Below are 22,496 nucleotides of genomic sequence, written 5' to 3' on the forward strand. Positions count from 1 at the left end.
CAACTCGAGTGTTGCGATGCGATCCGAGCACTGACAGGGAGATAAGGCAGACTGTTAGCGATCCGTGTGGAGCCCTGGGGCAAGGAGCCAACTGGTGAACGCCACCATGCAGTTCGGTCTGTTGATCCGGTTCGCCCTGGACACTCTTGGGGAGCGCAACGCGCACCACGACTTTGAACAGCTCTGCCTGGAAGTGGCTCGCCGTAGAATCGTGAGCAATCTGGCGCCAGCAACCGGCCCGGTGAGCAGTAGGGGTGATCAGGGCCGGGACTCCGAAAGTTTCTGGACGGATCTCGCAGGAACCCGATCGCCGGTCTCAGCTTTCGCCCGCTTGGCCTCCGGGGCGAAGGTCGTCTTGGCGTGCACGATTCAGAAGGACAACGTTCCCGCCAAGATCAGAAAGGATATAGCGTCGATCTGCGGCCAGGGCAGCCCCGTACAGCACGTGCTGTACTTCACGGTCGCCCCGGTGACGGTAGGCGCGCGACACCAACTGGAGAACGAGGTGCGCGATGCCCACCAGGTTGAGCTCGACATCTTCGATGCGGCTCTTCTGACACAGTTCCTGACCGACCCCGACCTCTACTTCCTGGCCGAGCGGTACCTGGGTCTTCCGCCACTTCCCCGTACTAGTGAGTCCTCCGTCAGCGACCTTTCAGTGGCAGTGCCCGTGGACTCGGTCGAACACCGAGTCCACGGGCGGGATGCGCTATTGGCCGCCTTGGAGGAACGGGTAGCTCACGCCGGCGGTCGGTTGGTCTTGTCTGGGGTAGGCGGCAGCGGCAAGAGCACGGTCGCGCTGGCGGTAGCTCGACGGGTCGCCGCCGAGCGGAGGGTGTGGTGGGTCGACGCCACGACCCCAGCCACCTTCGTGGCGGCGCTGCGTGAGGTCGCCGTTCGGGCAGGGGTGAAGCGTGCTGTGGCTCGCGAAGTGTGGCACAACCACGAGGCCGCCCGCGATGTGCTGTGGGATGCTCTGGACAACGTGAACGCGGGACGCTGGCTGCTGATCGTAGACAACGCCGACGACCCGGCGATGGTACGGGACTGGATCAGGTACCCGGTTGCTGGGAACACGGTGCTGGTGACGAGCCGCGACCACGCCCCTGGCTCGTGGTGGACGTCGACGGAGGTCCACCACGTCGGCCCGATCTCCGAGGTTCAGGGTGCCGCATTGCTGCGTGAACTGGCCCCGAGCGCTGGCCCCGAGGGCGACGCAGCATGCCTGGCCCGAAGGTTGGGCGGTCTGCCTCTCGCTCTTCTACTCGTCGGTAAGTATCTGGCGATGACCAGCATCGACCTGATGCTTCCTGAGTCGGAGGCCCCTCGGACGTTTGCCGCGTACCAGGAGGCACTGGACGCGGAGTTCACCGAGGCGATCGCAGCGCTACCTCACGATCTGCACGCCCCACTTGCCCAGACATGGGAGATGTCCCTGGATCTGCTGGAAATGCGGGGTATGACGGCCGCACGCCCGCTGTTCCGGCTGATCTCGTTCTTCGCATCTGAGCCGCTGCCAGCCGTCCTGCTTCGGAGGAGCGTGCTCGCCGCCGCAAACGACTTCGCGGGATTGTCATCTTCTGATCTTGATGTAGCTGTACGTGGATTGCTGGGGTGCGGCTTGCTGCACCGTCGGCGGTTCCATGGACATGGTTCAACGCTGGAGACTCTGGTCGTCCACCCCCTGGTCCGAGAGATCACCCGTACCCAGCCGGCTGCCATCTCGGCAACACCGGTCTACTCGACTCTGTCGGCGGCCCTCCTCGCGATGGTGGCGAAGGGGATCGCCCCAACCGCCCCCGCGAACTGGCCACTTTGGCAACTACTGCTGCCCCACTGTGTCCACGTCGCGTCAGACACGATGCACGCCGCCGCGCTGGAGCACCAGATGCGCGGCGAACTCGCGACGCGCGCTGCGGTGTACGCTCAGCAGTCAGGCCAGTGGTCGGTGGCAGAGGATCAATTCATCCATGCCCTCAGCGCGTTCGCAATCACCGCTCCGGCCGACGGCCTCAGGACCATACTGACTACAAGGCATAACTTCGCCGTGCTAAAGCACGATCAAGGCCGATTCGACGAAGCGGAGGCAGACCTTGATGCCGTGCTGCTTGCAGCGACCCAGGCCCTCGGTCCGGACCACGAAACGACCTTGACCACGCGCCATGAGCTTGTCCGGATCCGCCTTCAGCGGGGAGACACCGAGGGCGCGCACACGGAATTCTCGCAACTGGTTCCACAGTTGACCGCTGTCCTGGGCCCTGACCATAGGACCACCCTCGCTTCGCGGCACGAGCTCGCCAGATCGCTGCGTGGCCGAGGACACCTTGTCGCGGCCTACGGCGCATTTGAGCAACTGGTCCACGACACGGCGAACGCGTTGGGCGACACCGCCCCTGCGACACTCACCGCTCGCCACGAACTAGCGGACCTGCTGCTCGAACTCGGTAAGGGCGAGCAGGCCCTCGACGAGATCACGGCAACTCTCCACTTGGAACGACGGACGCTGGGCAACAACCATCCGAGCACCCTGGTCACCCGACACAACCTCAGCTGCGCGCTTCTGAGTCTCGAGTTGTTCGACGAGGCTGAGGCCGAGTTGCGCGAGATTCAAGCGACCTGGAGCCGTATCACCCCCGGCGGACATACATCCTCCTTCCGGGCCCAGAGCACACTCGCCGGGCTGCTCGTCGCGACGGGAAGGCCCGCTGAGGCAGAAGGACACTTTCGGGCAGCGTCCGAAGCATTGGCAGCAGCACTTGGTCCCACCCATCCAGAGACAGTTGACGCCCGTCTGGGCCACGCCGAAAGCCTTCGTCGGCTCGACAGACGCACCGAGGCCCAGGCCGTACTGGAGTCACTGTCGACCACTGTCCTCGGCTTCCATGGCCCCGGTCATCCCAGCCTGCTCCTGCTACGCCGGCACTTGGCGGACGTGTGCTTCGAGCTCAAGCAGGACGCAGCTGCGGAGCACCAGCTACGGCTGCTGGCTGAGGCACAGAGCGATACCCTGGGCCCCGGTCACCCTGAGACCTTGAAAACCGTCAGCCACGCGGCAGCGGCCGCTCTCCGTCACGGCCAGGTCGGCCCTGCCTCCCGCGAACTGGCTGCCCTGGTCGACCCGTTGGCCTTGCACTTCGGCAGCGACGGCGAGGACACGTTGAGCGCACGGCTGAACCTGGCCTACGCACATCTACTCAACGGCGACCCCGCAGCGGCAGAACGGCAGCTGACCGAGGTCGTGGTGGCTTACGAGCATGGTCGTCGCCCCTCTGACGAACTGTTGGCCTTCGTGCAGGACCTGCAACGTCAACTGGGCTGACGCCGCACTTGGAGCGTGTCTCGTCTGGAGTTGAGGCGACTACAAGCACGATGGCGCTCGTGGGGTCGATCTGTCTCAACAATTGCTGCCGGACGACCTGAGCGGTCCTGGGCCATCCGGCGCCCAAGGACTTCCAGTCTGGTGCCTGAGCCCGCGTAGAACTGGTCCGCCTGGCGCAGGGAACGCCAGGCCGCCGCCCGCCGCTGCCACTACCAACGCCGCCTGCACGTGATCGAGGAGCGGTCCAATGAAGACCGCCCCTGACGGTCCTTCACCCCACTACACTCACCGCGCACAGCCTCTGAACAGGCAGAACGTCGAAGTCCTGCTGGAGTACTAGGCGGCGCTCCGGGCCGCGGCCACCCCGGCCCGCGATTGTCAAACTGGCCTCCGGGTGGCCGTGGGGTGAGCCAGAATGCGAGGCGCCGGCTCGGGGCGGGCGGCGATCAACAACAGGGGCGGATCATGGGCACGGAGACAGACCTGGGGCAGGACCTGACGGCCGCCTACGACAGGTGGCGCACGGCACCGCCGCCAGAGGCCGGCACCGACCGAGTCATGGCGGTGAACCGCCTGAGCAAGGTGGTCCAACCTCTCATCGAGGTGTCGGACGAACTGTGCAACGTCGCCCCAGGGCCTCTCGGCGGGCCGCTGGCCGCGTTCGAGTACGAGGGACGCGACTACCTGCTGCTGACGAGCGACGCCGGGCCGCTAGAAGTCGAAGAAATGGCCATGGAGTTCGCCAAGTTGGCCACCGCCTCCCCCGAGGTTCGGCACGTGCTGCTGCACACCGGCCCGGGGCCAGCACGCCAGGCCGGGCGGGCAGCGCAGTTGCTGGGTGACCTCACGGGGCGGGTCGTTGTCCTGGACCGCAGTCATCTGGACGCGGCCGTGTGCGGGGTTGCGACGCTGGCCGACCTCGTGAGGGCTGCGTTCCGCCGCGGTGGTGCGCTCCACCCGTCGTTGGCCGATCTTGTCCTGCCCCGCGCCGCCCCGGCGATTCCTGCGTCGATGGACCCGGCCGGGCGACGGCAGGAACTCCTCGCCGACTTCACCGCTGCCCCGTACACCGCGCCAGGGGCTGGGGGCGTGGAGGTGCGGCCGCTGCTCGTCGGCGGCCTCGAGGGCCACGTCCCGGGTGGCCTGGCCGTGGCACCGGACGGGAAGGTGCTGGTCACGGTGGACAGCGGGATCGTCGACCTCGACCTGCGCACCGGCGCCACCCGCTGGCACCTGGCCCTGCCCGGCTGCGACGGCCCTGTCCTGCCCTGGGACGACGGTTCCCTTCTGGTGATGCGCGGCGGCGCGGTGCTGCGCTGGCACGAGGGCATGTTGAGCGCCGTGGCGGGCGTGTTCCCACCGGGGGCACGCCTGGTCGCCGGGGACCGCCGTGAGGTGTGGGTACTGTCCGGCTCGGGGGCCACCTTCGGGTCCGGCGAGGGCACGCTCGCCCTGACCTGGATCGGACTCGAGGCTGGCCGCCAGGTCCGCTACCCGATCGCGTTCGACGCCGCGGTGCGCTCCACGGTGTGCCTGGGGCGGCGCCGCTTCCTTCTCGCGGCAGGTGGCCATCACGCAATGGTCGACCTCGCGCTCAGCACCGACGTCGGCCCCCGCTCCGCCTGGATCCCCTCCCACGCGCACTACCCCGGCCACGCGCTGGCCGCCGGCAGGGACGGCGCCATCACCCTGTCACCTAACGGATCCGGGACCGGCCTCGTCCTACACCACGTGGACACTGCGGCCATGACCGGCGCACCGGAGCCTCTCGCCGCCATGCCGCTCGGGATCGCCGCGGGTCTCGCCGCCGCCGGAGACGGCTCGACCCTACTGCTGGGTATGTTCCCGGGCGTGCCCGGCGAGCAGGTGCCGGTGCTCGTCCGCCTGTCCGGCCTTCCCCGCGGCACGGCCGGCCCCAAGGGCCCTGCCGACGAGACGGATGCCGGCTCGCAGGGGGGCCGGGAACCGTACCGGGAGGTGGCCGAGCAGGCGGCCGGGAACAAGCGGGACTACCGGCAGGAGGCCGACAAGATCGGAGCAGGCGGCCAGGGCACAGTCGCCCGCGCCACACACAAGTCCACTGGAGTGGAGGTCGCGTTCAAGCGGCGCACCTCCGACGTGGCCGACGCGGCGGCTCGGATGATCCGTGAGATCGAGGTCGGCCAGCGCCTGGGCGGCCACCCGCACGTCATGCCGGTCCTGGATGCCGCCGCCGACCACCGTTGGTTCGTCATGCCGCTCGCCGAGGCGACCGCGGAGGACCGCTGGGCCGACCTGCGCGACCCCGCTCAGCTGCGGGTCCTGGTCGACGCCGTTGCCTCCGCGCTGGCCGCCGCCCACAAGCACGGCTGGGTGCACCGCGACGTCAAGCCGCCCAACATCCTGCTTCTGAACGGGTCTTGGCGGCTCGCGGACTGGGGTCTGGTGCGCCGGCCACGCGGCGAGACCACTGACCCCAACCGAACCCGCTTCGGCCTCGGCAGCCCCGGCTTCGCCGCCCCCGAACTCAGCCACCCCACCGGAGCCCACGACGCCGGCCCGGCCACCGACATCTACGGCCTCGGCCAGGTCATCGGCTGGGCTCTCACCGGCGACGAGCCCCACACCAACGTTCCACTGCTCCCGCCGCCGGGCCCGTGGCGGTACATCGTCCAGCAGGCCACCCAGCTCGACCCTGCCCATCGCCCGCAGGACATCGCCGCGTTTCTGACCCTCGTGGAACGGGAAATGGCCGCGTCCCGGGAACTGCCCACCGTGCGTGCGCAGCGTCTGCTGGCCGAGGCCAAAACGAAGCGCAGCAACGGCCCCGGCGCGACCGACGAGCTCCTGGACCTGGCCGCCGCGAACCCCACGGACACCTACCTATACCTGGAGGTGCTGTCCGAACTCGAGCAGCCCGGACCGGCGCTGCTGCGCAACCCACGCCGGGCCGCCACCGTGCTGCAGGCGATGGGCACCCACCGGCACGCGGACCCCTGGCCCAGCTTCGCCACCATGGACCGGGTGATGCTGTGGCTCCTGGAAGCTGCACGGGCAGCCGGCAACGCCAGCGAGCTCCAGCTGTTGGCGGAGGCAGCCACCGCGCTGTGCTCCTGGGACGAGGCCCATGACCAGTGGACGCCCCAAGGCGCCACCCTGCGGTGGCTCCGCACCCTGCGAGGCACCGCCGCGGCCGAGGTGGCTGGCGTGCTGCGCCGCTTCCCGGCATCGGCCCGCCACTATCAGGACCTGACCGACGAGATGGGCGTGGACCTGGCGATCCGCTCTGCCATCCGCCACGTCGCCCAGGACCAGCCGTGAGCGTCCCCGGACCGCGGCGGTCCGCTCCCGCCGAGGAGCACCGCCCGGGCTCCTCGATGAGCTTGTCTTGCTTCTCCAGCTACGCGTCCCGTCAATGCTGTCGTCAGTGCTCCTGATCTTCGAATTGTGGACGTCCGACTACGTTTCGACCCCGTCCTGGCCTTGGCGCGGACCCGGCAGAGGATTCCTCCAGCCTCAAACCTGACTACGGTCTTCTTTGAGCGATGGCAGCTGGACCACGGCACAATGCACAAGCAACACGTCTGGGCAGACGAAGACGTGCTTACGCGAGGTCGGATTTGAAGGGGACTCATCGACCCTTCGGAGGTCGGACACGTGCGGCACCGTCTCGAAGAGCAGGATGCCGGCCCGTTTCCTCCGGCCACGCTTTGGCCGTGCTCTCCGCGACAGGGTTGGAAGAACGCTGGCCATCTGGATTAACCCTTGTCGCCACGACAAGGGGTTCTCGCAGGTCAGACGGCATTCAGCGCCGCCTGTGGTCGCACGTGAGCGCAGACTGGACTGACCAGGAGAAGATCCAGCCTCGGGATGCGATCATCATGCGCTCCTCAGCCCGCAACGGCCGCGTCTACCGTCGATGCGGCTGCCGCGACCAGCAGCACAAGCAACTCGGCGCCAACTGTCCCCGACTCTCCGCCGACCCCGCTCACGGCACCTGGTCCTTCGCCGTCGCCCTCCCCGCCAACGGCAGCCGCCACACCCTCCGCCGCGGCGGCTTCAGCGCCGACCCCAACCAGACCGTCGCCGACTACCTCACGCGCTGGCTCCAAACCAAGGCCCTCACCGTCAAACCAACCACCCTCGTCCGCTACCGCGACTACGTCACCAACGACCTCATTCCGAACCTCGACCGCATCAGGCTCGACGAGCTCAGCCACTGGCACATCGCCGACTTCGCCCACGCCCAGATCGCCCACGGCCGCGGTCGGGTAACCCTCTACCGCTGCCTCGCGACCCTCTCCAGCGCCCTCGGCGACGCCGTCCGACAAGACCGCCTCCCTCACAACCCCGCCCGCCCGAGCGTCCTGCCCCGGCCCGTGTCACCCGAGCGGCGCATCTGGACCGCCGACGAAGCCGCCCGCTTCCTGCGCTACTGCCACCAAGCCGACCCATTCCTGGCCGACCTGTTCGAAGTCCTCATCGGCACCGGCATGCGCAAGGGCGAAGTCCTCGGCCTGCACTGGACGACGTCCACCTCGACCAGCACGTCCTCTACGTCCGCTACACCCTCTCCGCCATCGACAACGCCCGCACCGTCCTCACCGCACCAAAACCAGCAGCAGCAAGAACTGGGGCGCCATCTCACCGCGGGTCGGCACCGCACTCCGGCACCGCGCCACCACCCAAGGGCCCATACCGCCCAGCGCCCTGGTCTTCTGCAAGCCGGACGGCTAACCGCTGCGCCCGCAACGCATCCTGGACCGGCTCCGTCAACTGTCGGCCGAAGCCGGCGTCCCCACCATCCGCGTCCACGACCTGCGCCACCTCGCCGCCACGATCCCCATCACCGCCGGCGTTCCCCCCGTTACGGTCTCCAAGACCCTGCGGCACGGCACGCTCTCCACCACCGCCGACATCCACGACCACCTCACCCGACAGGCAGCCCACGACGCCGTCGACACGATCGCCGCCGTCCTCGCCGAAGCAGACAAGAACGCCGCCCACAGCCACTGGCCCCGCTGGCTGCGACCACGCCACGACCACCCGACGCGGTTCCCAAAGCAGCCGAGAAACGTCAAACTCCCTGCGACAGCCACCGCTTGGACCACTGCCCGCGCTGCCCTCAGAGAGACCTGCGACCACAATGCGACCACAAGCTGACGGGACGACAAAAAGGCCGTCTCCGCATTTCTGCGGAAACGGCCTCCAGCCTGCGAAAACGCTGGTCGGGACGACAGGATTTGAACCTGCGACCCCTTGACCCCCAGCCCGATCCGAATTCCGCCGGTCAGGGCCCATCACTTCCAGCCTCCATGCCGCCTGGTACCGCCTCGTGATACCCGGTCCGTGAGAGGTGCGTGAGAGGCGGCCCACCGCCAGGGTGCTGAACCAAGGCTCTCGAATGTCTCCGCAACGCGAACCGGCCGTCGCCCAGCCAAGAAGCCAGCTCATCGGGCCCGCGACCCTTGATCCCGCGTGTGCGGGAACACTCCCCACCCATCGGCTACGTGCCGCACTGCCCCGGCATGTGGCCTGGCGCATGTCACTGCCAGGCGGCCGCAGCATGCTTCGGGCCGCACCTCCCACGCCCTGCTGGCCCGCCGAACGGGCAAGCGAGCCCTGGTGTCGGAGAGCACCGAGTACGAGGGGGCCGTGGGCCAGAGTCCACAGGGGCAAGGGTGCACCGGCGATGCGGCTACCAGGACGACAAAGGAAAGCAGTTGGACCCGTGGTGCCCTCAGCCGGCCGCGGATGTGGAACACGGAACGTGATCTACTGCATCGGCCTCGCCCGGACGAAGGACGACGCCGCAGCCGCCGACGAGGAGGGACCGCCAGCTCGCAGGTGCCGCTGCCCGGCACTGCCTCGGCGACGAGGGCGAGGACCAGAGCGGCTCCTGGCGGTCACCGGCGGCGCGCCGGCCTCGTCCATCGGGTTCCCGCCGTCACCGACTTCGACATCCAGCAGCGCACCACGCACGACCTCATCCGCACCGAGCGCAGGAATCCTGACGACGGAGCGCTGGACGCTGCCATCACGGCGCCGTCACCGCCCACCTGAACGAGACCAGCGGGCCTGTCAGTTCCGACAGACCCGCTGGTCGCACACGTCAGGACAACAGGATTCGAACCTGCACCCCATTGCCCCCAGCAAGGGCAATCAGTCGGCTGACCGCAGGAGGGCGGCAATGTGGGCAGTTGCGGACTCCACGGGGACCTGCGTGGTCTCTCCGGTCGCCCTGGTGGTGACTTCGACCGTACCCTCCTTCAGGCCGCGCGGGCCGACAGTGATCCGGTAGGGGATGCCGACCAGTTCGATGTCGGCGAACTTGACGCCGGGCCGTTCGTCCCGGTCGTCCAGGACCACGTCGATGCGTTCGGCCCGCAGCTGGGCGTACAGATCGTCCACCACGGCTGCGGTCTGCTCGTCGTTCTTCCCGATGGGAACGACGGCGACCTCGAAGGGGGCGACTGCGGCGGGCCAGACGATGCCCTTCTCGTCGTGGTGGGCCTCGACGATGGCGGCGATGGCGCGTTCGATGCCGATGCCGTAGCTGCCCATGATCGGCTTGACGGCGGTGCCGTCCTGGCCGAGCACGGTGACGCCGAGTGCCTCGGTGTACTTGTAGCCGAGCTTGAAGATGTGGCCGACCTCCACCGTGCGCACCACCTCCAGGGCGGTACCGCACTCGACGCAGGGCTCGCCGGCCCGGACCTCGCGCAGGTCCGCCCAGTGGGTGACGGCGATGTCCCGGGCGACGTCGACGCCGCGGAGGTGGACGCCGTCCTGGTTGGCGCCGGTGGTCATGGCGGTGCGACCAGCCAGGGCGTGGTCGGCGAGCACCGTCAGTCCGGTGACGCCGACCGCGCCGAGGCTGCCGGGGAGGGCACCGAGCACGCTCTTGATCTCGTCGGCGTCGGCGGGGCGGACGGCCCGGGCCCCGGTGGCGTCGAGGAGCTTCTGCTCGACCAGGCTGTGGTCACCGCGCACCAGCACGAGCAGCGGGTGGCTGTCGGCGATGAACACCAGGGTCTTGATCTGGTGCTCGGCGGGGACGCCGTGCAGCCGGGCCAGGTCCTCGATGGTGCGGACTTCGGGGGTGTCGAAGCGTTCGGGCGTGGCGAGCGCCTCGCCGTCCTGGACGGCGGGCAGGGCGGAGAGGGCTTTCTCGACGTTGGCCGCGTACCGGCAGGAGGGGCAGTGGACGACCAGGTCCTCACCGGCCGGGGTGGGGGCCATGAACTCCACCGAGGCGGATCCACCCATGCTGCCGCTGGATGCCTGGACCGGGAGGGCAGGGATGCCGAGCCGGGCGAAGACGCGGGTGTACGCCTCGTGGTGCAGGTCGAAGGAACGGTCCAGTCCGGCCTGGTCGACGTCGAAGCTGTACGAGTCCTTCATGGTGAATTCGCGCACCCGCAGCAGGCCGCTCTTGGGTCGGGGCTCGTCGCGGAACTTGGTCTGGAACTGGTACCACATCTGCGGGAGTTGGCGGTAGGAGGACAGTTCCTGGGCCAGGGTGGTGAAGATCTCCTCGTGCGTCATGCCCAGGGCCAGGTCGGTGCCCTTGCGGTCCTTCAGGCGGAACATCTCGTCACCCATCACCTCCCAGCGACCCGAACGCTGCCAGATCTCGGCGGGGTGCATGGCGGGCAGGATCCACTCCTGCGAGCCGATGCGCGTCATCTCCTCGCGCACCACCTCGATGATCTTGCCCCGCACCCGCACCGCCAGTGGCAGCAGCGAGTAGTGCCCGGCCATCAGTTGCCGCACGAACCCGGCGCGCACCAGGAGCCGGTGGCTCACGGCGTCGGCGTCTGCCGGGTTCTCGCGCAGGGTGGGAACGTACAACTGTGACCAACGCATGGGCTTGTCTTTCTGTCGGGAACTCGGCGGATGACGAGTGTCGAATCGTATGCGAGGGGGTGCAGGGACCGCTGCGGCCCTCCAGTGCCGGTCAGGCGCGCGCAACCGCCGCGGTGAGGTGCTCCGCCAGCCGTGCGGCTCCGTGGACGGTGGGGTGGACGCCGTCGAGCAGGCAGGGCTCGGTCTCCTCCATGAAGACCTCGGACAGGTCGAGGAACGAGGCCGAGGGGAATTCTCCCGCAAGCCTGCGGAGGCCCGATCGGTAGTCGCGGTAGACGGTGTCGATCGTTTCCGCGTAGTCCTCGTACAGGGCCGCGATGCCGCCCCGGTCGGGGGTGAAGGCGAAGTCGTAGTGGGATTCCACCCAGCGGCGGGTGAACTCCTCCCCGAGGGAGGGTTGGAGAAGCGAGTGGGGTTGGAGGGCGCCGATGAACCGGATGCCGTGACGGGCGCAGGTCTGGGCCATCAGGGCCTGGTTGTCCAGCCATGCCTCGGCCCGTAGCCGTGCCCCGGAGCGGGGGAAGGCCGCCGAGTCGAGCTGGGCGAGTCCGCGCCGGACCGAGGGCAACTGCGCGAACGGCACGGTGGGATCACCGATCTCCTCGGGAGCGTGCATCCTCAGGTAGTGGTGGTGGTCGGAGAAGGTCCAGCCCAGCACCTCGGCGCCGGGTCCGTACACCAGCTCCATGGCGAACAGCGTGTTGAAGTCGTTCCACCCCGACAGCGACACCACCACGTCGGGTCGGCTGTGCCGCAGACGATGCAGCAGCATCGCCGATTCGCCGCGCGACCAGCCGCCGGGAACACCGAAGCTCAGTACCTCCCAGGGCTGTCCGAGGGACGACAGCCCGCGGTGCAGTGCGGCGGGGATGGTCGAGGCGTTGTCTGGCAGGCCCAACCCGTACAGGGCACTGCCGCCGAGCAGGATCACCCGTGAGTGGTCGACGGGTTCCAGGTCGGTGGGATCGGCCATGCCGGGGATCCGCAGGAAGCCGAGCGGGCCGACCTCCAGCGCGCCGCGGGCGTCGACCCCGGAGAAGTCGCCGCCGCGTGGGAGGTGGCGGCCGGACACCGGGTCGAAGAGTTCCTGCGGCCGCCACGTGGCGGGACCGTCGGGGGTGCGGCGGCGTGGACGGCGTTGGGTCGCCGGTCGGCGCAGTGCCGTTCGCAGGATGCCGAGCCGGCCGTGCCGGACGAGTCCGCCGGCGGGGTCGGGCAGGAGAAGCTCGGAGAGGGAGAACCGCAGAGCCAGCGTCGCCGCCGCGGCCTCGTCGACCGTTCCGCCGTCGTTGCGGTGGGCGAGCAGGCCGGTGACCCCGGCGGCCCGGAGGGCAGCTGCGGTTGCCACAGGCAGCGGTCCGCCCGTCGTGTACCCGTCGGGGAGCCCCAGGACGGGGAGCTGTTCGGTGTCGTCCGGGGCCGCCCGCCAGCGTCGGGCGACCCCGGCGGGGAGGAGGAGCAGTGCCGGGGTCCGTCCTCGGTCGCGGAGGGTACGCAGCGCGGTCTGCAGCCCGCGCGGCCATCCCGGGCAGAGGATTGCGGTGAGCATGGTGTCCCTTCGGTCCGGGCCGGTCAGTCGAGCGGCAGGTCTGGATGGGTGAGGTCGGCGGTCTGGTCCTCCAGCCGGAAGACGTGTTCGCCGAGGACCAGCCGGTCCATGCCGGCCCTCAGGAAGCACCGGTAGGCGTCGGCGGCGGTCGCGACGATCGGTTCGCCGCGGACGTTGAAACTGGTGTTGACCAGGGCCGGACAACCGGTCAGCCGGTGGAACTCGGTGAGCAGGCGGTGGAAGCGCGGGTTGGCGTGCCGATCCACGGTGTGGTGTCGGGCCGTCCCGTCCACGTGGACGGCGGCGGGGAAGGCCGGGGCGCCGTCCGGCCTGGCGCGGACCTCGGTGATGAGCGTCATGTAGGGGGAGACGACGGGTTCCGCGAGATGGTCCGCGGCGGTCTCGGCGAGGATCGACGGCGCGAACGGGCGGAAGTCCTCACGGGCCTTGATCCGGGTGTTCAGCCACTCCTTCGCGGCGGGGTTGCGGGGATCGGCGAGGATGCTGCGGTTGCCGAGGGCACGGGGCCCGAATTCCATCCGGCCCTGCACCCAGCCGACCACCCGGCCGGCGGCCAGGTCGGCGGCGACGGCCGCGGCAAGGGCTCGCGGATCGTCGTAGCGGGTGGCCCGGGCTCCGTACCGGGTGATCACCTCCCGGACCGCGGCCGGCGGCACGTCCGGCCCGAGGTAGGCACCGTTCATGCCGTCGGGCACCGGCGGCGCGGGCCGGGCGGCGCCGAGCGAGAGATGGTGGGCGGCGTAGGCGGCTCCCACGGCACCGCCCGCGTCGCCCGCAGCGGGTTGGATCCAGACCCGGTCGAAGCCGGCCTCGCGCGCTATCCGGGTATTGGCCACGCAGTTGAGGGCGACTCCGCCGGCCAGGCACAGGTCGGAGGCCTCGGTGGTGCGCCGGGCCAGGCGGGCCAGGCGCAGCATCACCTCCTCTGCGACCTGCTGGAAGGCGAGGGCGAGGTCGGCGTGGGCGGTGGGCGTGCCGCTCTCCGGGGTGCGGCGCGCCATGTCGAACAGCCGCTCCCACCGCGGGACGTCGATGATCGAACCGCCCCGGTGGAACGCGAAGTACCGCAGGTCCAGCGCGAAGGAGCCGTCGGCGCGCAGGTCGATCAGGTGCTCCAGGATCCGTCGGCGCAGCTCCGCGGTGCGCGCTCCGGCGCGGTCACCGTAGGAGGTCAGGCCCATCAGTTTGTACTCACCGCTGTCGACCTTGAAACCGCAGAAGTAGGTGGCTCCGGAGTACAGCAGTCCGAGCGAATGCGGGAAGCGCTGTTCGAACAGGGCTCGCAGCTTCGGACCGCGACCGTGGAACAGTCCGGTGGTGGTGTACTCGCCGACGCCGTCGGCGGTCAGTACTGCGGCATCGTCGAAGGGAGAGGGGTAGTACGCGCTGGCGGCGTGCGAGAGGTGGTGGCGGGACCACAGCAGCGGGACGTCCGTGGGGACGCCGGCGGTGCGCAGGCCGGTGCGCAGGGCCGGGACGGTGGACTCGCGCCGCAGCAGTCCGCCGCGGACGGCGAGGTCGAACGCACGGCGCCCGTGCGGTGCCGCGCCCAGTAGGGTGGCGCGGACCCGGCGACGCTTGAGCCACGGCGACTCGTAGTAGGCGACGGCGTCGATGCGCCCGGAGGCCTGGTCGAGCACGTAGCGCAGGGCCTGGGCAGGGAACGCCGGGTCGTGCTTGCGCCGGGAGAAGCGTTCCTCCTGGGCGGCCGCCACCAGCCGCCCGTCCACGAGGAGAGCGGCCGCACTGTCGTGGTAGAAGGCGGAGATGCCGAGCACTGTGCTCATCGGTTCAGTCGTTCCTGCGGTGGGTGGGTGTGGGGCGGCGGGCGCCGCGGGCGGTGAAGTCGTCGGGACCGTAGTCGTGGTGCACGGGCTGGAGCAGCGACCCGTCGGGGTCGGCGGGTAGGCGCGGGCCGGAGGCGCGGACGCTGCGCAGGGTCCGGAGGACGAGTGCGGGCAACGTGACCAGGAGGTGGTAACGGGCACCGGAGTAGAGGTTCCGCACAGCCGTCACCACAGGGGGTAGCTGTCGCCGGCACGGTTGCGTTCTTCGCGGAACTCGATCAGTTCCGCCGTGGCGCGTTCGGATGCGGACGGCCTGCGCCGGATCAAGCGGTGCGCCACGGGGGCGAAGAGGCGGGCGCTCAGCCCTCGGACGGCGGCCTGTGCCAGTGCTGCGGGAAGGCGGCGTCGCGTCATGTCCGTTCTCCTTGTGGGGCCTTCGTCGGGAGGAGTTCGACGGTCAGGCCGAACTCTCGTACCCGAAGGGCGGTTCGGTGGGCCTCGGCGGCCGTACGGGCGGACATCGGCAGGCCCCGTTCGTCGTAGAGGGCGGCCAGGGCCGCGCGGAGCCCGTAACCGGGGTCGTCGGTGTCGGCGAGGTCGGCCAGGAAGCGGGCGATCCGGTCGAACTCGATGACCCAGCGGCGCGGCACGGCGATCCGCAGGAGGAAGGCGTGGCCGGAGTGGGGGGGCGCCCAGTGGGTGGGTGTGCGGTGGCCGACCGCCGGGACCTCGGCCCACCAACGGTCGAGCGCGTCCTCGATGACGGGCAGTGGCCAGCCCTGCCAGTGCCGCCGCACGGGCCGGAACGGCCGGTCGGTGCGGTCGGTCAGTGCCTCGAACTGGGCGGCGGCCTCCTCGGGCGTGTCTGGACAGTGCACGAGGTTGCCGTAGATGACGTTGCCGTGCTCGGCGCGGAGAGCGGTCTTGACGGCCAGGAGGCGGGAGCACGCCTGCTCGCCGAGGACTTCCAGTACTTCGACGGGGCGTCCGGCCAGGCAGCGGCGCAGCAGGCCCGCGGTGAGCGGCCGGTCGTCCGGGTCGATCTGGGCGTAGAGGCCGGCGAGCTGGTGCTCGGTCAGCTCGGTGCGGTACCGGCGCACCGTGCGCAGGCCGGTCTCCCGTACGGCTCGGGCACCGGAATCGACGAGGCCGCGTTCGACCGCGTCGGGTTTGAAGAGGAGGAAGGAACGCTCCTCAGTGGCCGTCGTCGGCACGGTACTCCTCCTTCGCGGGCGTGCAGCGGTCTGCGGCGGGACCTGTGGGCGTGGGCCGAGCCAGGGCGTGGTCGTGATACTCGACGCGGGTGGTGACCTCGGTGCCGCACCACGGCGGGAGGTCGACGCGTTCGTCGGGGTCGCAGAGCTCGGTCTCGGCGAGCACCAGCCCGGCGTGGGCGTCCTGGTAGGCGTCGACGAACCAGGTGCGGCCCCGGTGGTCGATCCGGTGGCGGTACTTGACGGTGTGTCGGGCCGTCGGTGAGGCGAACAGGGCGGCCCCGAGCTCCTCGGGCAGCATCGCGTGGAACTCCCGTCGGGCCGGGCCCGGTCCGGCGTCTTTCACCGTGAGCCGCCAGCCGCCGTGGCGGCGGCCGATCCGCAGTACCGTCCGGGCGTCGGAGAACAGGTACGCCTGGGCGATCCGCAGGGCGGGGCCGGCGTCGGTCGTGGGAGGATCGGTCACCAGGAACTTGCGTTCGATCTCGTATCCGTCGACCATCAGGCCACCGCCGGTTCGGGGTGCCGCCCGGCGAGGGGGCGATAGGCCGCGAGGGCCTGGCGGTAGAGGTCGGCGTAGTGCCCGGCGGCCTGGCCGCCGTGGGCCCTGGCGCCGGTGAGGAAGAAGGACAGGCCGAGGAGCAGCCTGATCTCGACCAGGAGACGCAGCTCCCGCAGGTCGGCCGTGTCGCCCGCCAGCAGGCGGACGTGCGGGCGGTTGTGTCCGTCGGCGGGGGCCGGGTAGAGGGCGGAGGCGCCGACCAGGGCGCAGGCGTCGGCCCACTGGCGGGGACCGGTGCACAGTCCGTCGAAGTCGATCTGGGTGAGCCCCGTCGCGGTGCGCAAGGTGTTGTCGCGGTGCAGGTCGAAGTCGGCGACCGTGGACCGGTCGGCGAGCAGCGCCGCGACACCGCGACCGGCGACCAGGGTGCGGAGCGCGCCGGAGGCCTCGGTGGCGGGGCCCGCCAGGACGGCGTCGACGCGTTCGCGCAGCGACGGCAGGGAGCTCCGGACGCCGGTGTCGAGCGCGGCGGCTACGCGTTCGGAGAACCGCCGGTAGAAGGCGTGCAGCTGCCACTCCGCAGCGGGGCCGATGCGGTGCGGAACGGTGCTGCCCGGCAGGTGCCGCCGAACAGTGACGGCACCGCCACCAGGACGCGGAACGGCGGCGAGCAGGGCCGGCGCCCCGGTGGCGGCCGCGACGGCGTCGTGCCGTGCCCGGTGGCGGGCGAGGTCCGCCGTGCCGTCCGGCGCCGCCAGGACCTTGACCAGGTAGGTGCCGTGCGGCCCGGTGTCGACGCGGTGGACGGCGGGCCGCCAGGGCGCGCCGAGTTCCGTCGGATCCAGCCGGGCCCACGGGTCGGTGAGGCGGTGCAGATCGGTGTGCCGGATCGGGACCGGCAAGGTCCGTTCGCGGCGTTCCGCGGTGTTGACCAGGGAGCGCAGGAACGCGGCGTGGGTGACGGCGAGTTGGCGGGTGCCATGGGCTGCCGCGCCCGAAGGGCCGGCGGCGATGGCGAGGAAGGCGAGGGCACGTGCCTGGAGGGCATCGCCCGTCTCGGCCCCGGGGATCGCGTCGAGGTCGCCACGGGCGGTCCAGACGCGGTGGCAGTCGGGGTGTCTGCGGGCGGCCTGGTCGTGGGTGAGTCCTTCGAGGCGGCCGGCGCCGACCTCGTTCAGGACGGGGTTGCTGCGTAGCCGGGCACCGAGCCCGTGGGCGGCGGGCGTGGCGGTCTCGATCGCCCGGGCCGCGGTGCTGCTCCACACCGTCCGGATCCCGTCGGCCGGGGAGAGGGTACCGGCCCAGGCTCGGGACTCGGCAGTGCCGTCAGCGGCGAGACCGGGTGCGGCCGCCTGACCCTGGATACGGTGCTCGGCGTTCCACCGCGAGCGGGCGTGTCGGCGGACCAGCAACTCGACCGGCGCGCTCATGCCCGGCCCGCCAGTGCCGCAGGAGGAGCCGCCGGGGTACGGTGGCGCCAGATCTCCCGGCCCAGGTCCTGACTCATGCGGATGAACGCCGCCGCCGCCCGCGGACGCTCGGCCGGGTCGGCGAGGATGCGGCTGACCTCATGATCGAGCAGGTCGTAGTCGGGCCGGGTGACGCCGCTGTCGCGCAGGTGGGCGTGGAGCGAGGTGACGGCTCCGGCGTACACCAGCATGTCGCGCAGTTCGCGTTCGTCGTAGCTGCTGGCGGAGACCACCCGCAGGCGCTCGTCGGCCTTGATCCAGACGTCTTCGTCGGTGCGGTCGAGGAGTTCGAACAGTTTGGTCTCGGGGATGGCAGTGAGGTGGTAGGCGTGCACGGACCAGGGGCGCAGTTCCTCGACGGTGAAGCGGAGGGACTCGCGCAGCCCGGCCATGTCGTCACCGGGTAGGCCGACGATCAGTTCGGCGCGCCAGGGGATGCCGCGGGCGGCGAGGTGCGGCACGAACTTCATGATCTTCTCGAAGTGGTTGCCGCGGACGTGCTTGGGGACGTTCGGATTGGTGGTCTGGAGCCCCATCAGCAGTTCGTGGATGTTGGACTCGACCAGCACCTCGACGAACTCGTCGTCGAGGAACTCCGGCCGCATGTAAGCGCTGATGGCGATCTCGGGAGCGAGGTCGCGGAACATCCGCATGATCTCCTTGCCCCGGGCCGGCTTCCCCCCGAGGATCGGGTCGATCAGGAAGATCCGGCGGATGCCGCGGTCGCGCATGTTGACGATCTCGGTCCGCACGAAGTCGAGGTCGAAGGTGGCGAAGAACGGCAGCGTGTTGTGGCCGCAGAAGCTGCAGTCGTAGATGCAGCCGCGCGCGGTCTCGTACCAGGCGAAGTCGGTCTCCACCGGGTCTCCCTGCGCCATCCGGTCGAAGTCGCTGCCGAACAGCGGGAGTCCGTGCGGCAGTCGGCGGTCACCGCGGTCGGGGACGGCGTAGCGGAACGCGCCCTTGCGGGGGCGGGCCGCCGAGTAGATCGGCTGCGGCAGGTCGGGGTCGAGCACGAGGCCGGTGAAAGCGGCGTCCGCGGCGCGCTGTTCGCACAACCAGGTCAGTGGTTCCTCGCCCTGTCCCATCACGAAGACCGCCTGATCCGGCCAGTCGCTGTGGTCCATGGCTCGGGTCTCCGGACCGCCGCAGACCACCAGCGGGGCGGTGCCGGCTGCGGCGAGGACGGCGGCGAGTTCGCGGGAGCGCTGCAGCGTCCAGATGTATGCGGGGACGCCGACGGTGTCGAAGTCCTCCGCGGACAGGGCCGCGCCCGCCTGCTCGGCGGACCAGGTGCGCTCGTCGAAGGCGCGCAGTCTCACCTCCCACTCGGGGTGACGCTGCTGCAGGTACGCGCCGAGCCGCATCGCGCCGAGCGAGTGGGTGATGGGGTATTCGTCGAACCGCAGCGAGTCGAAGAAGCTGATGATCGCGATCTTCACGGGTGTCCTCCAGTCATGTCCGTCGCTCAGGCGGCTAGAGCGAGTGGCGGACGGCGATCTCGCGGAAGTGACGCAGCGCAGCGGGGTCCTGCACCGGCTCGGGGAGCGTCTTCTCGGGGTGGCGGGCCAGGTAGTCGCGGGTGCACAGCGGGTCCTTGACGGCGCTGAACTCGCCGGAGGTGCGGTCCGGGTTGAAGCGGCCGATCTGGACGATGCGCCGGGTGGTGCTGCCGGAGCGGCAGGAGCTGTAGATGTCGCACCCCGAGCACGCGGCCGGCTTCTCCAGGGCTTTCCAGAAGTCGGTCAGCTTCCCGGACCCGTTCCAGAAGTCGCGCAGACTGGCGTACTCCCCGTCGATGCTGCCGAGCTTGTGCGGGTGCATCAGGCAGGGGGTGACGCTGCCGTCCGGGTTGAGGGCGATCAGCTCCTGGCCCCCGATGCAGCCGGTGAGGCCGGGGATGCCGATGTCCCCGCAACCGGCCATCGGGTTGCTGACGTTGGTGATGGCGATCTGCGATCCGTAGGTGCGCTGGAGCTCGCCGATGTACTCGATGGTCGCGTAGTACTCGTCGACCTGGTGGGAGTAGAAGCCTTCCTCGTGGTGCAGGCAGCGTTCGGGGTTGGCGAACTTGACGACGTCGGCGCCGGCTTCGATGCCGAGCAGGACGAGTGCCTCCAGCTCGGAGTACGGGGTCGAGGGCTCGTAGGTCGGCTTGACGCACACACGCATCGACGAGCCGAGTTCGCGCTTGCGGCGGACGGTGTACTTCAGCGCGGCGACCGTCTTGTCGAACAGGCCGGCGCCCCGGATCGCGCCGTGGGTCTCCTCGGAGGCTCCGTCGATGCTGAAGCTGATCGACTTGAGGTTGTTCCGGAAGACGATGTCCAGCACCTCGTCGTTGATCAGCAGGCCGTTGGTGGCCATCGAGGTGTAGAGGCCGTGTTCGGCCGCGGAGTCGAGGTAGTTGGCGAGTGCCCGCTTGTTGATGGTCGGCTCGCCGCCTGCCAGGTGCACCCTCATGACGCCCCACTGGGCGAGTTCGGCCATCAGTTCGCGAACCCGCTGCTCGCGCATGGTGGTCGGGCCGAGGAATTCGGCGGCGTAGCAGAAGGAGTCCTGACCGCACTTGTGCCGGGCCAGGTTGCACAGCCAGGTGTAGTCGAAGTAGATCTCCAGCGGTCCGCTCAGCCGGTTGGGATGCGTGGAGTGGATCTCACGGATCCGTCCGTCCAGGCCGAGGATGCGCAGCTCCGCGGCCACGTCGGCGGGGAGCCCGTCCTCCCACGGCAGGCCCTCGCGGCGGCGTTCGACGGCACGGGTGACCTGGGCAGCGGTGGCCGTGTCCGGGGGCAGGAAGAAGGCGTGGCGCCGGTTGCTCCAGATCAGCGGGCCGCAGAACTCGTGCCGGACCACCACGTCGACGGCTTCGAGGGGTTCGGTGGGGGCGCTGCGGAGGGACGGGGTGGGAAGGGGGACTGCAGTGGGCATGGGTGTTCCTAGGGAGTGGTTCTCGGATTGCCGGTGGGGCGCCGCGGCGTCAGTACACCCGGGTGTCCAGCAGGAGGTCCTTGGCCAGGCGGGCGGTGTTCAGGACCCATGCGGCCGGGTCGGCGGGGTCGTAACCGCGCATGGTCTCGACGCTCCAGTAGGCGTCGAAGGACAGCGCCGCGGGTCGGACCGCCCGGAAGCGGCGGGCCCGCCACTTGGGCGATTCGCCGTAGTGGCCGTGTGAGGCGAGCAGGGCGTCCACGGCGAAGTCGAAGGCGCGGCGGGCGGACAGCACCGCGCTGTGGACGTCGCCGATCTCCAGTTGGCCCACGGCGTCGTCCACCGAGCCGTCGGCGTAGTCCAGGGTCTTGACGATGAACATGGCGCGGGCGGCCGACCGTTCGGCGCGGCGGGCCCGTTCGGCGACCCAGTCGGCGCCGTGCACGGCGAGGGCGTGCGGGAGGCGTTGCAGGAGCACCGACTCGTCGACGCCGAGCCGCGAGGCCGGAGGCAGCGTTTCCAGAGTCCCTTCCCAGGCGGTCCTGGCGAGGATCTGATCGATCTGGTCGGCTTGCCAGTACCGGACCTCCCAGGACCGCCCCTGTTCGTGCAGGACGTCGGTGTGGAAGGTGTCGGGGGTGAGCGGTACGGGGTGGGCCACCGTCCGGTCGGTCTGCCAGGGAGTCCGGGTGACCACGTAGATGTCGTAGTCGCTGCGCGGGTTGCCCCAGCCCTGGATGAGCGAGCCGGCCACGAACAGGGCGACGGGATCGGTCGGCAGCATGCCGCGGGCCGCGAGCACGGTGGCGAAATCGGGGTGGTCCGCAGGGGTGGTCATGTGTCCCTCTCCGTGTTCAGCGGGATGCCGGCCAGGAAGAAGCGCTCCTGGACCTCGGTGGTCCGGAAGGCGTCCAGGACGGCCAGGTGGCGGAGCGTGAGCCTCGCGGTGGCGGCGGTGTGGCTGTTCACCACCTCGTCGGTCAGGGTCTCCGCGACCACTTGGCGCGCCTGGTCGCCGGTCAAGCCGTGCCGCCCGAGCTCGACGTGCATCGCGGCACGGTCCGGCTGCAGGAAGGCGTGGACGAGGTCGGGGACCAGCAGGGCGGCACGGTGTCGCTCAGCAGGGTCGAGCTCCGCCCACAGGTAGCGCAGGAAGGCCGCGAAGTAGGCGTGGTGGCGGCCTTCGTCCAGGGCGTGGTCGCGGATGCTCTCGCGGACCGCCGGCACGACCTTCGGATCGTCGGGCACCTCGGACAGGCTGGCCGAGATCAGTGTCTCCGACACGATGACGAACAGGAGTTCCACGAGTGGGGCGATGTCCCGGTTACCGTCCTCGATCAGCACCCGCAGCCGCCGCAGGAAGTGGGGTTCGGCGGGCAGCACGGGTGCCACCCCGCTCACGCGGTGGGCCTGCCGGGCGAGGTCCGCGGAGAAGAGCGCGTGGTACGCCTCGTCGCAGTAGATCTTGTACGCGTCGAAGCGCATCGTCTCGGGCACCGTCACGCCCACCGAGCCCTGGGCGATCCCCACCGCGGTCCGGTTGACCACCAGGGTCTCCAGCTTCTCGGTGAAGTCCAGGTAGCGGTAGAGGTGCTGGAGCAGCAGTCGGTCGAAGCGCTCCGGCGGGAGCGCGGCCACCAACGGGTGCCCGGCGACCGGCACCAGCTCGGGCGAGAAGAACCGGTCGGCACCGGGCCGGACCTCCACCTCGCGGCGCGGCGCGGCCCGCACGCTCGACCGTTCGTACCAGCTGCCGAAGGGGCTCCGGTAGTCACCGGCTCCATCGGAGCCGGCCGGTGGCGGATCGGCCGACCCAGGATCGACCGGTGCCGGATCGGCCGAAGCCGCCGCAGACA

Annotated in this window: 16 protein-coding genes and 1 pseudogene; 4 read left to right on the forward strand and 13 right to left on the reverse strand. The window is 70.2% G+C overall.

Annotated features, from left to right (window positions below):
* Positions 1–94 precede the first annotated feature (94 nt).
* The 3 genes and pseudogenes from ACIQVD_RS28705 to ACIQVD_RS28715 form a co-directional block, all read left to right on the forward strand.
* Complete coding sequence (locus ACIQVD_RS28705; protein WP_402292140.1) at positions 95–3,319, forward strand: tetratricopeptide repeat protein; 3,225 nt, start codon at positions 95–97, stop codon at positions 3,317–3,319.
* Positions 3,320–3,724: 405 nt separating this feature from the next.
* Positions 3,725–6,619, forward strand: a complete 2,895-nt coding sequence (locus ACIQVD_RS28710; RefSeq protein WP_402292141.1) for a protein kinase — start codon at positions 3,725–3,727, stop codon at positions 6,617–6,619.
* Between the two features lie 560 nt (positions 6,620–7,179).
* Positions 7,180–7,479: pseudogene (locus tag ACIQVD_RS28715) on the forward strand (hypothetical protein); the annotation flags it as partial.
* A gap of 201 nt (positions 7,480–7,680) precedes the next feature.
* Here ACIQVD_RS28715 and ACIQVD_RS28720 read toward each other — a convergent pair.
* Positions 7,681–7,821, reverse strand: a complete 141-nt coding sequence (locus ACIQVD_RS28720) for a hypothetical protein (protein WP_402292210.1) — start codon at positions 7,819–7,821, stop codon at positions 7,681–7,683.
* Between the two features lie 253 nt (positions 7,822–8,074).
* On the opposite strand from ACIQVD_RS28720, the gene ACIQVD_RS28725 reads away from it, so the two are divergent.
* Positions 8,075–8,461, forward strand: a complete 387-nt coding sequence (locus tag ACIQVD_RS28725) for a hypothetical protein (RefSeq protein ID WP_402292207.1) — start codon at positions 8,075–8,077, stop codon at positions 8,459–8,461.
* A 999-nt stretch (positions 8,462–9,460) separates the two neighbouring features.
* Here ACIQVD_RS28725 and ACIQVD_RS28730 read toward each other — a convergent pair.
* The 12 genes from ACIQVD_RS28730 to ACIQVD_RS28785 form a co-directional block, all read right to left on the reverse strand.
* Complete coding sequence (locus ACIQVD_RS28730; protein ID WP_402292142.1) at positions 9,461–11,107, reverse strand: proline--tRNA ligase; 1,647 nt, start codon at positions 11,105–11,107, stop codon at positions 9,461–9,463.
* A 151-nt stretch (positions 11,108–11,258) separates the two neighbouring features.
* Positions 11,259–12,515 carry a hypothetical protein gene (locus tag ACIQVD_RS28735; protein WP_402292143.1) on the reverse strand — a complete coding sequence of 419 codons (1,257 nt, stop codon included), beginning with the start codon at positions 12,513–12,515 and terminating at the stop codon, positions 11,259–11,261.
* Between the two features lie 224 nt (positions 12,516–12,739).
* Entirely contained in the window at positions 12,740–14,524 is a 1,785-nt protein-coding gene (locus tag ACIQVD_RS28740) for a carbamoyltransferase (RefSeq protein WP_402292144.1), read from the reverse strand.
* Positions 14,525–14,528: 4 nt separating this feature from the next.
* Positions 14,529–14,699, reverse strand: a complete 171-nt coding sequence (locus tag ACIQVD_RS28745) for a hypothetical protein (RefSeq protein WP_402292145.1) — start codon at positions 14,697–14,699, stop codon at positions 14,529–14,531.
* A gap of 50 nt (positions 14,700–14,749) precedes the next feature.
* Complete coding sequence (locus ACIQVD_RS28750) at positions 14,750–14,938, reverse strand: hypothetical protein (protein ID WP_402292147.1); 189 nt, start codon at positions 14,936–14,938, stop codon at positions 14,750–14,752.
* A complete protein-coding gene (locus ACIQVD_RS28755; RefSeq protein ID WP_402292148.1) occupies positions 14,935–15,738 on the reverse strand; it encodes a nucleoside-diphosphate kinase in 804 nt (267 codons plus the stop codon). The genes ACIQVD_RS28750 and ACIQVD_RS28755 overlap by 4 nt, the downstream gene beginning before the upstream one ends.
* Positions 15,719–16,240 (reverse strand): hypothetical protein, encoded by a 522-nt coding sequence (locus ACIQVD_RS28760; RefSeq protein ID WP_402292149.1) that lies wholly within the window; start codon positions 16,238–16,240, stop codon positions 15,719–15,721. Before ACIQVD_RS28760 ends, ACIQVD_RS28755 begins: the two co-directional genes overlap by 20 nt.
* A complete protein-coding gene (locus ACIQVD_RS28765; protein ID WP_402292150.1) occupies positions 16,240–17,670 on the reverse strand; it encodes a histidine phosphatase family protein in 1,431 nt (476 codons plus the stop codon). Before ACIQVD_RS28765 ends, ACIQVD_RS28760 begins: the two co-directional genes overlap by 1 nt.
* Positions 17,667–19,151: a B12-binding domain-containing radical SAM protein gene (locus tag ACIQVD_RS28770; protein ID WP_402292151.1), complete on the reverse strand. Its 1,485-nt coding sequence runs from the start codon at positions 19,149–19,151 to the stop codon at positions 17,667–17,669. Before ACIQVD_RS28770 ends, ACIQVD_RS28765 begins: the two co-directional genes overlap by 4 nt.
* A 34-nt stretch (positions 19,152–19,185) precedes the next feature.
* Positions 19,186–20,640: a radical SAM/SPASM domain-containing protein gene (locus ACIQVD_RS28775; protein WP_402292152.1), complete on the reverse strand. Its 1,455-nt coding sequence runs from the start codon at positions 20,638–20,640 to the stop codon at positions 19,186–19,188.
* Positions 20,641–20,689: 49 nt separating this feature from the next.
* Positions 20,690–21,478 (reverse strand): hypothetical protein, encoded by a 789-nt coding sequence (locus ACIQVD_RS28780; protein WP_402292153.1) that lies wholly within the window; start codon positions 21,476–21,478, stop codon positions 20,690–20,692.
* A complete protein-coding gene (locus ACIQVD_RS28785) occupies positions 21,475–22,371 on the reverse strand; it encodes a diiron oxygenase (protein ID WP_402292154.1) in 897 nt (298 codons plus the stop codon). Before ACIQVD_RS28785 ends, ACIQVD_RS28780 begins: the two co-directional genes overlap by 4 nt.
* Positions 22,372–22,496 lie beyond the last annotated feature (125 nt).

The sequence above is a fragment of the Kitasatospora sp. NPDC090308 genome, assembly GCF_044769485.1.
GTDB lineage: Bacteria > Actinomycetota > Actinomycetes > Streptomycetales > Streptomycetaceae > Kitasatospora > Kitasatospora fiedleri.

What these genes read in the sequence shown, in the direction of transcription:
- ACIQVD_RS28740 (WP_402292144.1), bottom strand. Translation starts at nt 14,524, where the DNA reads ATGAGCACAGTGCTCGGCATCTCCGCCTTCTACCACGACAGTGCGGCC.
- ACIQVD_RS28750 (WP_402292147.1), bottom strand. Translation starts at nt 14,938, where the DNA reads ATGACGCGACGCCGCCTTCCCGCAGCACTGGCACAGGCCGCCGTCCGA.
- ACIQVD_RS28760 (WP_402292149.1), bottom strand. Translation starts at nt 16,240, where the DNA reads ATGGTCGACGGATACGAGATCGAACGCAAGTTCCTGGTGACCGATCCT.
- ACIQVD_RS28765 (WP_402292150.1), bottom strand. Translation starts at nt 17,670, where the DNA reads ATGAGCGCGCCGGTCGAGTTGCTGGTCCGCCGACACGCCCGCTCGCGG.
- ACIQVD_RS28775 (WP_402292152.1), bottom strand. Translation starts at nt 20,640, where the DNA reads ATGCCCACTGCAGTCCCCCTTCCCACCCCGTCCCTCCGCAGCGCCCCC.
- ACIQVD_RS28780 (WP_402292153.1), bottom strand. Translation starts at nt 21,478, where the DNA reads ATGACCACCCCTGCGGACCACCCCGATTTCGCCACCGTGCTCGCGGCC.